Below are 12431 nucleotides of genomic sequence, written 5' to 3'. Positions count from 1 at the left end.
CTATCTTCGCGTACTGCACTCAAAACTGGACTGGACATGATTACTGGATTCCTGGCTCTCGCCCCACGCGATTAGGCGGACTTGCTATGAGCCCCTGGTACCGTTCCAGCCTGACACGTAGGGCACCCGCGAGAGCGGCCGACCCCACGGCTACCGATGACTCCGTCAGGAACGACCGCGCACTCAGAGTTTATAGATCAGCAGCTTAGGCGGTGATCCTGGACCTGTATGCCTTCTGCAGCCTTTAGCTCGCTGCAGTATGTCCATCAGCTATTCTCAAGATCAGGTCATGCGGCCTGATCAGCTTTGCGGTGATTCCTGCGTAGAGCCAAGCACCGGCATTTATGTGCCTGTCGGGTGCCTTTTCAAATGCATGCAAGATTGCTTAAAACAAATTGGGGGCGAAGTGGAGAAGTACTACCTGCCAGGAAAAGATAGCTGGCATAATTTTGATGTTGTTGGCGAGGCGTATCGAGAAGCGCAGGTTACAGCCGCGCTCGGCCGCCGCCCCCGGCTGGACGAGGAGATTGAAGAAGTCTTTGAGGCCTTTCTCATACCGGAGCCAGACAACCCCCATGACGCTAATGCTGTCTCCGTGCGAGTGAACGGACATGTGGTTGGCTATCTGGACCGAGACGCTGCGCAGGTGTACCGACCAATTCTCCACCGCATCGCTGCTAGCGGGATGGTCGCAACGACCACAGCCAGGATCTGGGCCGTGGTTCGAGAATCTTGGGAAGATAACCAGCGGGCACGATTTTTTGCAAACGTCCGCATCTACTTGCCCGAGCCCCACCAGATCCTTCCGCTCAATAATCAGTCCCAGGCCAACGCGGCAGTCCTCCCCTGGGGCGGCGCGCTACAGGTAACCGGTGAGGACAAACACTTCAACCACCTGTTCAACTACCTTCCAGAGAACAGCGAAGGGCTTGTTATCCTCACGATGCACAAGCTCGTCCAGACCCTGAAGAACGGCGCCGAAAAGCACCTCGTCGAGGTTCGCCTCGACGGCGAACGGGTTGGGCAATTGACCTCTGCTACCTCGAATCACTACCTGCCAACCATCGCCCACGCCGCAGATGGCGGCAAGGAATTGGGGATCTGGGCCAAGATCAAAGGCTCCGGTCTCGCAGCCGAACTAGTCATCCAAGGTGCCAGAGCCACGGAACTTAGTGACGACTGGCTCAATACGATGCCCACTTTCCCTCGACTCATACCGGAGGCCGCCGGATACGAGGTGCCGCCGGCGTTCATAGAAGAACCGCCGACCCGACGCGACCAGAGGGCTACCCTGCCGGCTACTGCTCCGCCATCAGCGCCTACCACCAATCCATCTGGATCCTCCCCCGTGAACATAACCTCGAAGCCGTTCAAAGGGCATGTCGTGGTCACCGAGAAAGACCGGCGATACAGCCCCATTACTCACCGATCAGCCGGAGTCGCGATAATCATCATCGCTGTCATCGTTGGCGCTATGCTCGGCGCGATCCCTCTAATTGGGCCAGTGCTATTCATCGGGTGTATGGTCCTCGGCATCATGGGCAACATCCGATCACGCAAGATCGCTGCGGTCCTTGAGAAGGAACGATCCATCCCCGATTTGCGCCTTTGAGAACTGACGCACCACTGTACTAAACCAGAGCCCCCACCTGACAATCAGAATGAGACCCACCACTCCGGCTCACGAGTCCCACGTCTTGACACACGCCGGAAAAGGCCCTAGAACTCAATCTGACGGTTCAGGGTTGGAGGCATCAGTGGTTGGGCAGCGGATCGGGTACGTGCGGGTGAGCACGCTGGACCAGAACGAGAAACGCCAGCTCGAAGGCCAGGTCCTGGACCGTGTCTTCACGGACAAGGCCTCCGGCAGGGACACGGCCCGGCCGCAGCTTGCTGAACTCCTGCGGTTTGCCCGCGACGGGGACACAGTGGTTGTGCACAGCATGGACCGGCTCGCCCGAAATCTGGATGACCTGCGTGCTCTCGTCCAGGGCTTCACCCGCAAGGGTGTCAGGGTGGAGTTTGTTAAGGAGAGCCTTGTCTTCATCGGCGAGGACTCCCCCATGGCCAATCTCATGCTCTCCGTCATGGGTGCCTTCGCTGAGTTCGAACGCTCCCTCATCAGGGAACGCCAGAGGGAAGGCATCGCGCTGGCCAAGCAGCGCGGTGCGTATAAAGGGCGGAAGAAGACCCTCACCCCGGAACGGGCGGCCGAGCTGGTCCAGCGCGCCGGCAGCGGTGTACCGAAAGCCCTCCTTGCCCGCGACTACGGGATCAGCAGAGAAACCGTCTACCAATATCTTCGCCACGCCAAACTCGAGTAAAACCCTCTCCCCCCGCGGGTGGCCGGCATGATTCCGTCAAGCTCTGGCTTGGCTTGACGGAATCTCCATTATCGGCGTTAGAAACTGCTGGTGAGGACGCCAAAAGCCATGGATGGGTTGGAATGCATGGTTCTCCCTCTGGTCAGCAGGGACTTAGGGTTTGGTTTCGTTTTGAGAGTGTCTGGGCTATTGGGTCGGAGCTGGCCGCTGGGCGGTAGCGCTTTCCAGCGGTTCAGAATCAAAGTTGTTGTGCTCAAGGCGAAGGTACCCGTCGGCGTCGAGGCCAACCGGGACAGGATCACCGATGACGCCTCGGAAGTCTTTGCCAGGTTCAGAGCTAAGGAAGCACATCAGGAACCAGCGTGAGTCACCGTCCCCCGGACATGCAGTCATGGTAGCTGCTATCCCCAAGCCCTGTTAGGTGTGGGGCAAATCCAACGAGTCGGTTCGACGGGCCCTGTTGCTCGACCGGCGAAGGAAGGTGCGCCACTCCTTGCCCAACAGTGCCGTGTGACGCTGACGACAATTTTTTCACTGAATCTATTGACCGGTCATTTGGTTAATTGTACGGTCAATACATGAGCACGCCACTTCATGTGAAGATCCGCACGGGCCTCGAAGCGAGGATTCAGTCCGGCGAATTGCCCCCAGGGGCAAGGATGCCGACTGAGGCCGAACTGCAGGCTGAGCACGGCGTCAGCCGTTCAGTTGCTCAGCGAGTCCTGAACGATCTCGCTCAGGCTGGGCTCGTAGTACGTCAAAAACGGTTGGGCACCCATGTCGCCGAAGGTGCCCGCCAAGTGAACCTGCTTCGATCCTTGGATCCTCGGATCGACAGTGCGGGTCTTCCCGGCCGTATGTTTGTGATTTCGGCGGAGATCATGCCGGCCGGCAAGGCAGAGGTCCAGGTACCGGGCCTCGATGACGATGACCCTGTTACACAGTTGGTCCGAGTCAGGCACGATCAGGATGACACCCCCATCGTCATCGAGGTCGTCGCCATCCCTTTCTCCTTGGCACCCAGGCTGCTTGAAGAACAGCTTGAAAGCCTGTCAGTCAGGGCACATTTCGCGAAGAACAAAGTGTCAATCGCAAGATCGCGAATGTACTTCGACCCCATCCTGCTGGAGCCCCGTCACGCGGACCTGCTCGGCATCGAACCAGGGGTTGCCGTACTGCGACGCCGTCGCCTGATGTGGCAACCCAACGGTCAAATCGCGGAGTCGGCGGCGTACTACCTGCGCCCTGACGCCCTTGAGTTCTACGTCGAATACTCCGAACCAAGCCATTAAGAAGTCCAAGGACCTCATCCCTGGGCCGAAGAACAAAACTTTTCAGGAGCACACCCCAATGAAACGACGACTTACCGTCTTGGCCCTCGCCTCTGTGGTGGGCATTTTCGGGATGAGCGCTTGCGCTAATCCCACCGATAACGCCGGCGCCCAGCAATCAGGCAGCACCGACATCCTTGCAGCTGTCCAGAAGGACGACGCCATCGCCGCGATGCTGCCAGAAGAAATCCGCCAAAAGGGCGGCTTCACAATCTCTATCAATGCCGACGTGGCCCCGGTCAAGTTCGTCGATGGAGACGGCAAGATCACGGGCCTGAACCCCGAGCTCCTCAGGGCAGCAGCAAAAGTTCTCGGCACCGAAGCTCAGTTCCAGGAAGGAACCTTCGATGCCATGGTTCCCGGGCTGGAAGCGAAACGCTATGACACCATAGCTTCAGTCGCTGACTTTGTCGAGAGGCAAACCCGGATTGACTTTATCGACTACCTGAAAAACGGTACGGCGATCATCGCCAGCAAGAACTTTGACAAGGAACAGGTCACGCCCGAGCAGTTTTGCGGCATGAGCATCGGGTACGCCCGGGGTACATCGCAGCAGGGCAACCTCGAGAAGTACGCCCAGGCCTGTGCAGAAAGGGGAGCTCCGAAGCTGGAAGTCAACGGGTATCAGAACTCTGGCGCCGGGATCCTGTCAGTGAAGAGCGGGGCCGCAACCGCCTACTGGGGCGACCTCCCGCAGATGTCCTACAACGTCAAAACCGATCCTGACTCTTTCAAGATCGTCTACCAGGAACAAAAAAGCGTCCTGGGAATCGGCATCAACAAGGACAACCCGAAGCTCCGGGACGCGCTCCGGGCCGCTCTGCTCAAGCTGGTCGAGGATGGCACCTACGACGCTCTCCTGGACAAATGGGGTCTTAAGGACTTCGGAATTCCTGACATGCATGTGAACAGCACCAACAGGCTTGGAGGCAAGTAACATGTCCAGCCTTTTGACCAAGCGGCGGACGGCCCAAGCCTCCACAAATTCTAGGACGCCAACCGACCTGGCTGGCCTCAAAATCAGGCCCAGAATCGGCGCAGCCCAGTGGCTGAGCATCGCCCTGGCGGTGTATGTGGGACTGGCAACCCTTGAGTTCTTCGCCTTCAATGACAACTGGAAATGGGATGTAGTTTTCTCCTATCTTTTCAGCCAGATCATCATGAACGGCCTGCTGAACACGATCTACCTCACGCTTCTCACCACCTTTTTTGGTCTGATTCTGGGTGTGATCACGGCGTGGGCACGCATGTCCCCCCTGGTTGTGCTGCGAACAATCGCGATCCTCTACATCTGGTTGATGCGGGCCATGCCCCCGCTGGTCATGCTGCTGTTCGTGTTCTTCTTCGGCGCGCTGGCGCCCACATTGGGTATTGGGATTCCTTTTGGCCCTACGTTCGCCGAAGTACCCGCCAACGACGTCATATCCCGCTTCAGCGCGGCAATCATCGGCTTGTCGATCTACCTGGGCGCCTACTCGGCAGAGATTTTCCGGGGCGGCATCTTGGCTCTGCCCTCAGGACAGTTCGAGGCCTGCAAATCACTTGGTCTTCCACCGTTCAAGGCCTACCAGAAAATCCTCGGCCCACAACTGATCCGCGTCATCATCCCGTCGCTGGCCAATGACGTCATCACGATCTTCAAGAGCACCTCGCTGGTCTCGGTCATCGGCTATACCGAACTCTTGACCACTGTCCAGACCATTTACGCCCGGAACTTTGAAACCATTCCCCTCCTCGTCGTCGCCGTCATCTGGTACCTCGTGCTGACAAGCATCGCGATGTTCGGCCAAGCATGGCTGGAAAAACGGTTCGGACGCGGATTTGCGCGCCGGAACCCCAGCAACCCAAAGGCAGCAGCCCTTGAGAACGCAGGCAAGGAAAACCTCTGAGATGACAACTAACCTGAAAACAGAAACACCGCTACTTCAACTCGTCGGAGTAAGTAAACACTTCGGCGCCCTCAAAGCAGTAGACGACGTCAGCCTGGACATCCGAAGCGGTTCCGTAACCTGCCTCGTTGGCCCATCAGGGTCCGGTAAGAGCACCCTGCTCCGCACTGTAAACATGATGGAAGAAATCAATGAGGGTGCCATCCTCTTCGAAGGCAAGATGATCGGACACGAAGTCCGCAACGGCCACCGTGTGCCCGTGTCCAAAAAAGTCGCGCGTCAACAGACCCTGAACTTCGGCATGGTGTTCCAGCACTTCAATCTCTTCCCGCACTACACGGCGTTGGAAAACGTCACAGCTGCGCCGATGATCGTGAAGGGCCTGCGGAAGAAGGACGCCGAAACTATCGGCCGGCGGGTACTGGAACAAGTTGGCTTGGGCAGCCGAATGGACCACTACCCCAGTGAACTCTCCGGCGGCCAGCAACAGCGCGTTGCCATCGCCCGTGCCCTGGCGATGGAGCCCAAAGTCCTGCTCTTTGACGAACCCACGAGCGCTCTTGACCCCGAACTTGTCGCCGAAGTCCTCGCAGTAATGAAGGGCCTCGCCGAACAGGGATCAACCATGATGATCGTCACCCACGAAATGCGCTTCGCTGAAGATGTCGCTGACGAGGTGGTCATGATGGACGCCGGCCGCATCATTGAACGCGGAGCGCCCCAGGAGATCCTCCATAATCCCAAAACGCCGCGAGCGAAGAAATTCTTCGCATCCGTCGGGGCACTCTAGCAACCAGAAAGGCTGAGAACCAGTCGTGCAACACAAAGTAATCGTCGTCGGGGCCGGAGTCATCGGCTGCTGCCTGGCAGATGAACTCACCCGCCGGGGAGCGTCAGTCACCGTCATCGACGCAGCCGAAGTCGGATCCGCCACCAGCGCGGCCACTTTCGCCTGGGTGAACTCCAACAACAAATCGCCGGAGGAATACAGCAACCTCAATCTTCTCGGCCTTCAAGCCCATGAGCGTTCAGCCGCCCGAGGCGGCGGACGGTGGTTCCACCAAACCGGAAACGTCCAGATCGCACAAAGCAACGACGAGCTCGAAGCCCTCCACCACAAAGTCGAAAAGCTCGCATCCAACGGCTACGAGGTTCGCCTGCTAACACCCGATCAGGTACGGGAGCTCGAACCCGCACTCGAAGCTTCACGCCTTACCGGCGGTGCCTTCTATCCAAAGGAGGGGTGGATAGACACACTTACCATGTGCTCCAGCCTTCTGAACCGGGCCATCGAGGCAGGCGCAGCCTTCGCGCCCTACCAAACCGTCACAAATATCCAACCAAACCGTGTGACAACACAAACCCCCGACGGCAGGGTGCACGAGTATGAGGCAGACACCATTATTCTGGCGGCCGGCAACGGGAACCGAAAAATACTCGCCGGCGCTGGCATCGACTTCCCCACCCTCGAGCCATCGGGCAGCGGTGCCGAAGGCGACGCGAAGAATGCCGGCATCGGGATCATCAGCACCACAGGACCCGTAGCATCCGGAATACGGCACATAGTGCGGGCAAATGGCATCGCCATGCGCCCGGCCCGCAACGGAGGGATAACCTTTGCCGACCACCCCACAGGCGGCAAATGGGACATCGACGACCCCAGAATCTGGACAGTCCCGGCACTATTGCTTGAGCGTGCCCGCGAACTTTACCCCGCCCTGAAAACAGTTGCCACAGAGAACGTCAGCCTGGGCATCAGGGTCCTGCCCGAAGACGGCCTCACCATCGCCGACCGAGTAACCGACCACCCCTCCATTTACACGGTTGCCACGCACAGTGGGGTCACTCTCTCAGCCCACCTTGCAGAAGCTGTCGCAGACGAGGTCCTGACGGGAAACCGGCACACGTCGCTGCAGGCCTTCGGCCTGTCCCGATTCGCCGCATTGTAGAAAACAAATCCGGGGCAGTGGTTCCGCCACCGACACTGACGGAACCACTCCCCCGGCTGCACCAATCTTCTTACGCGCTTCGGAGACGTTTCGACGAGGCAAGTTTCATGAGGCCGTCCGCGCGGCTCATGTCACGGTGACCCTAGCGACGGAGCGGCCTTCGCCGCTGGAATACCAGCCAGATCGACCCGCCACAATGGCCGCACTAAAGAGGCCACAGTGCCCTTTTCGATGAAAGAAGACGATGGTTAACGTCATTATCCGTTCCAATGAGGCGAATGCCGCGGCAACTGCGCTGACCCTGGCAGCGAGGGACCACCACGTGTGTCTCCTATCGGACAAAGTTTCTCCGGGGCTTTATCAGTTCTCATATTTTGGAGAGCCACGGAACGAGGTTCTCCGTGCGGTCGATGAACTTAAAGCTGGAGCACCGGTAATCGGGGTTGTCTTCGCGGAGGGCGAGGACGTGCAGGCCGGCATGCAGGACGTCCTACGGGTTGCCTCGCCACAGCTGATGGTCATCGTCGGAGGCGGTATCACCGGCGCCGTTGAAGCGGCCGAAGCGGCGCGCCGGTTTGGTCTCGATACCTCGAGCGTGCTGCAAATCGGAGCTTTTCTGTTCGGGGGGAATCTGAGCTCAGTGCGAGCGGAAAAGCATGACGTGTTGGCAGGCTTCCTAGGGCCAGAAACCCCTGACCATCTCGTGGAGCTGGCTCTGGCGACCTTCCCCCGACTTTCATTAGGCAATCCGGCCGCAGTCGCACTGTCGAGTATCAACGCCTTGTTCCACGTCCCTCCGATGCTTCTCAACGCGATGAGTGTCGAGCGGGCAGAATCCATAAGGTTCTATGTCGAAGGGTTCGGTGACAGCGTTTGCAGGCTCCTGCTTGAGCTGGACGCAGATCGCCTAAGACTCGGCGCCGCGTTGGGTCTTGGGCTCGTGCCGGTCCAAGAGCTGAAGGCCAGGTACAGCGGACCAGATGCACCAAAAGGCTTGAGTCTGAGAGAACAAGTCAACACCCTGTCCAGCCAGACCGCCGCCCTCCCTTCAAGCTTCCACCACCGGTTCCTGCGTCACGAACTGCGGTCCTCATTTGCCCCCATGGCGGCACTGGCCGCAGCAGTCCGGGTAGACGTCCCCACCATCAGTTCCATTCTAAGGCTCAGTGAGATTTTGCTTGAAGAAGACATCCTGGACCATGCCGCACGACCGGCCCAGGACTTCCTGAACCTGATGAATACTCATTCTCTTTCAATCAACTGAACGCCCATGGTAACCACTGCGCTCGAATCGCCCGCGTCCGGTCACCGGGAGCAAACATCTACAGCCTTGCAGGCAAATGGCCCGGAACCGGGCAGACCCCAAACAGGTAAGACGCTGCCTAGCACAACAACAGCAACAAGTCCCTGCGACGATGAATGTCACTTTTTCCTTGGCCCGGAAACAGACTGATCCTCAAACCCCGGCTCTGTAACTTCCAACCTGATCAGATTCCTAGACCACCGCAACCTTCTGATGCTCGCAACTCGGAAGGTTCCGGTCCTCCACCCGACACCCGCATGGGCCTGCAGTGCAGGTGGAACACTTTGAACAGCGAAGCCCTTTGGCAGAAGGAACGCGATGAAATCCGGACTATCTCCAGAAACGCGACTTGCCGACACCAATCAACTAGCTGAAGCACTGCCTCTTGAAGCCTTTGCCGCAATCCTGCGAAAACTAAATAAGGACGATCAGGTCTGCCTGCGCTTGGTTGACGGGACCAGCACCACCGGGATGGTTGACCTGATCTCCATCCACGGCGATGTCATGTGGCTTATAACTGCCGGCGGCCGACAGATGTTTATTCCGGACGACGTGAACGACATCGTCCGGAAGGCGCCCGAGCCACGAACGCATAAGGGCGCAAAGCCCTGCTAGAAGCCTTGGAACCAGCGACGAGAACCTGTTCACCGTCTGACTCGCCGAGGCGCCAGTGACGTGTGCGGATCGGGACTCGACCGCTGGAGTGCTTGATCTTTAGTGCTGGTTCCCACGCTGACCTTTGCCACAACCACGATCTACAGGAACCCGATGCGCCCACGTAAAAAAGTTGGGCGTCCGCGAAAGACCCGCGGGCGCGCCGGTCGGTTACCAGATTCCGTTTGAAGAGTTTTGCCGCGGTCCTGCGCCTGCTGCGCAAACAGGACCACGTGACCATACAGCTCCTCAACGGCCACAGCACCACCGGAACCGTCGACCTGGTCTCACTCAACGGGGACCTACTATGGCTCCATACTCCCTACGGCCGCCAAATGTTCATCTATAACGATGTCAGGGACATTACAAAATCTGCACCCGGCGGCTCCCCGTGAAGCCCAAGCGAGCATCGGTTGCCGGGCTCCATTGTCTGCGCTCCCCTGCAGGTCCCGCTCAACTCACGATCGCGCCGTGAGGACAGACGTGGAAAACCAGAGACCACAACAGAGCTAGTTTAATGAAGAAGAGCGCAGGTCGAATTCAGCGATGAAGAAATTTATCCCCCGCAAACGTAGAGCCGAGAGTAGAGGCCCTAGCCGGCCCGTTTCCCGAACCGGAGGACACTGCCCGATGACCGGGTGGTGGCAGCAGTAAGCATGGACGGCACCAAGCGCTTTGTGACTGAAGGAAGCATCATGCCTGCAAAGACGGACCAACCAGTCGAATGGATGCTCATCTCAGCTGACGCTGGACTGCGGCCGCCTACTCATGCCGTTCCCCCCGTAGGAGCCTGGATTGACTGATGTTGGCCGGCCCGTCACAGCCCTGGACGAGAAGCTTGCATTGCACTCCGTATCACTGCCCCCCTGGCCGGGTAGGAATATGGGCATGCCTGCGGGCAGCAATAGCAAAATCGACCTCGGCATGACTGCAGGGTCATTTGAGCTACGCGTAGTTCCAGATGAGGTGGGTAGCCAAACCCGGTCTGAGATTCACTGCGAGGATGACTGCCATTACTCCACGGGCCAGAGACGGATTAGCAGCCTACGGATGCGGCGGTGCCCCCACAGGTGGGGCCTCAGTTTCCGGAGCCTCCCAATCCTCGCAACTCGGGAGGCTCCGGTCCTCAAATGACTTCAAGGCGGCACGGGATGCCATCACGGGATGTTTTCACCACTGATTTAGGTATCGGCTATGTGGATCTGCTCTCTGTCTGTGTCTCATCCGGCAAGATGTCGGAATCCGGCTCCCGGTGGAAAAAAATGAAACCGTCCACTAGGAATCAGCACCGGGACGCCATCGAAGACAGCGTCTCGTCACTCTCCGACAATGAACTGATATTGCATCACCCGGCGACTTACTGTGTGGTCGTGTTGGGTGTCATATACCCGAGCGTCGTTCGGCAGCCGCGGTACCACGACCCTTTGGCCGAACCGGCTTTGCCGGCGGGAGCCACAGAGATGAGACGGAGCACCGACATTATCTTCTACGATCCCCTTTCAAGCAGTGCCAGCTTGGAATCGCTCCGAGCGAAACGCACAGCAATTGGGGAACCGTCCCAAACGAGCGCACGAAGGACCGATATAGGTCGACAAGAAGCCATAAATGCTGTGGTAGCCGACTTAGCGCGGCTGGCGGAAAAATCACTATCGTTCAAAATCCCGCAAGGGGAACAGAAAATGCCTATGGATTAAATTCTGGACATGAAACTCAGCGGCGGCACTGTTTTCGTCGCACTCCAGAGGCTATTCAGCCGCGGTTGAGGGATCGTTCTGGCCACCCCTCAATCGGTGGCTCCGGATTCCCGCCGAAACCAGCCGTAACGGCTACGTCTCGCAGGTAGCCGGAAGACGACTGTCGGCGCGCAGTCCGAGGAACACCATTCCTACATCGTGGGCCACAGCGCCAAAACCCCGGGCCCTCATAGTCCAGTGTGGATTCTCAAATAGCACCACCAATTACAACCGGAGACCTCTCTGTGGACCAAGCTCCGCGGCATTTCAGGGCCAGTCGCTCGCACCCCGCCCGCCGAACCCTGCTGTTGGCGGGAGCCGCAGCAACAATCATGGCCACAAAAGCGCTCACTCAGCAGGACCAGCCAATTCCGGACCTGCGGCAAAGTGAAAGCTCGCCTGCCAGCGGCAACGTCGGCTCGGACCAGGAAACCCCCTCACCCCAAGTCGCGGAAACAAGTATGCAAATTGGTACCGCCGCATCGCGGTCACCGTCCCGGTTGGAAATCGTGACCTCCTACGCCGGGCGAAGCCCCCGGTACTGGGGCCTGGAGGCCCCCGGCGTCCTGACCCACCTTGCAGCCGGCTCGGAAGGGATCGCCCTGACAGTCGATTTCTGCGGTGGCCCCGGCGGCAACGACTACGATTCAGCTCTAATTACGGCATTGCGGGACCGCCACATCCCCGCGACACTGTTCCTGAATTCCAGGTGGATTACCGCCAACATAGAAACAGCCCGCCAACTCGCCGTTGATCCGCTCTTCGAGCTGGCCAACCATGGAACCTCCCACCTGCCACTGTCCACCGCTGGAAAGTCCGCGTACGGAATCACAGGCACGCAAAACCCCGGGGAAGTGTACGACGAAGTAATGACCAACACTTCCGTCCTAGCCCAACTCACTGGAATTAGCCCCCGCTTATTCAGGCCCGGAACCGCTTACCTCGACGAGGTCGCGGCAAATATCGTCAAGGCTCTAGGTATGACCCCTACAGGCTTCAGCATCAACGCAGATGGCGGAGCAACATACCCGGCAGCAACCGTGGCCAGCGAAACAAGCAAGGCCCGGTCAGGGGACATCATCATATGCCACGGCAACCATCCTGGCTCCGGGACAGCCGAAGGCCTCATGCGCGCCCTGGACACCATCGCCGCCCGAGGACTACTTTTCGTCCATCTCGACTAGGTGTCGTGCCCGGCTGCGGTCTTATCATCCACCCTGGCGCAGCTGCAACTGTTGATCTATCTCC

Annotated in this window: 11 protein-coding genes; all 11 read left to right on the top strand. The window is 58.6% G+C overall.

All coding sequences use genetic code 11. The annotated features are described in order from the left end of the window. Window positions 1–406: 406 nt before the first annotated feature. The 11 genes from NFC73_RS19570 (at window position 407) to NFC73_RS19520 (ending at window position 12367) form a co-directional block, all read left to right on the top strand. A complete protein-coding gene (locus NFC73_RS19570; protein ID WP_254752986.1) occupies window positions 407–1612 on the top strand; it encodes an HIRAN domain-containing protein in 1206 nt (401 codons plus the stop codon). Between the two features lie 145 nt (window positions 1613–1757). After that, window positions 1758–2324, top strand: a complete 567-nt coding sequence (locus NFC73_RS19565; RefSeq protein ID WP_254752984.1) for a recombinase family protein — start codon at window positions 1758–1760, stop codon at window positions 2322–2324. Window positions 2325–2902: 578 nt separating this feature from the next. Beyond that, window positions 2903–3616 (top strand): GntR family transcriptional regulator, encoded by a 714-nt coding sequence (locus NFC73_RS19560; RefSeq protein ID WP_254752982.1) that lies wholly within the window; start codon window positions 2903–2905, stop codon window positions 3614–3616. A gap of 58 nt (window positions 3617–3674) precedes the next feature. Next, the gene (locus NFC73_RS19555) at window positions 3675–4592 is read left to right on the top strand and encodes an ABC transporter substrate-binding protein (RefSeq protein WP_254752980.1); all 918 of its coding nucleotides are present in this window, start codon (window positions 3675–3677) and stop codon (window positions 4590–4592) included. A gap of 136 nt (window positions 4593–4728) precedes the next feature. Continuing rightward, on the top strand, window positions 4729–5544 hold the full coding sequence (locus NFC73_RS19550) for an amino acid ABC transporter permease (protein ID WP_254752978.1): 816 nt from the start codon (window positions 4729–4731) through the stop codon (window positions 5542–5544). A gap of 1 nt (window position 5545) precedes the next feature. After that, window positions 5546–6334 (top strand): amino acid ABC transporter ATP-binding protein, encoded by a 789-nt coding sequence (locus tag NFC73_RS19545; RefSeq protein WP_254752976.1) that lies wholly within the window; start codon window positions 5546–5548, stop codon window positions 6332–6334. 25 nt (window positions 6335–6359) lie between these two features. After that, the gene (locus tag NFC73_RS19540) at window positions 6360–7493 is read left to right on the top strand and encodes an NAD(P)/FAD-dependent oxidoreductase (RefSeq protein ID WP_254752974.1); all 1134 of its coding nucleotides are present in this window, start codon (window positions 6360–6362) and stop codon (window positions 7491–7493) included. A 244-nt stretch (window positions 7494–7737) separates the two neighbouring features. Then, on the top strand, window positions 7738–8757 hold the full coding sequence (locus NFC73_RS19535) for an NAD/NADP octopine/nopaline dehydrogenase family protein (RefSeq protein WP_254752972.1): 1020 nt from the start codon (window positions 7738–7740) through the stop codon (window positions 8755–8757). Window positions 8758–9114: 357 nt separating this feature from the next. After that, window positions 9115–9411, top strand: a complete 297-nt coding sequence (locus tag NFC73_RS19530) for a hypothetical protein (protein WP_254752970.1) — start codon at window positions 9115–9117, stop codon at window positions 9409–9411. 224 nt (window positions 9412–9635) lie between these two features. Further along, a complete protein-coding gene (locus tag NFC73_RS19525; RefSeq protein ID WP_254752968.1) occupies window positions 9636–9845 on the top strand; it encodes a hypothetical protein in 210 nt (69 codons plus the stop codon). A 1799-nt stretch (window positions 9846–11644) separates the two neighbouring features. Continuing rightward, a complete protein-coding gene (locus NFC73_RS19520; RefSeq protein WP_254752966.1) occupies window positions 11645–12367 on the top strand; it encodes a polysaccharide deacetylase family protein in 723 nt (240 codons plus the stop codon). The last annotated feature ends 64 nt before the right edge of the window (window positions 12368–12431 follow it).

Source organism: Pseudarthrobacter humi (genome assembly GCF_024294965.1).
Classification (GTDB): Bacteria; Actinomycetota; Actinomycetes; order Actinomycetales; family Micrococcaceae; genus Arthrobacter; species Arthrobacter humi.
Note: the sequence above shows the minus strand (reverse complement) of the source record. Positions and strands in the feature narration are given on the sequence as shown.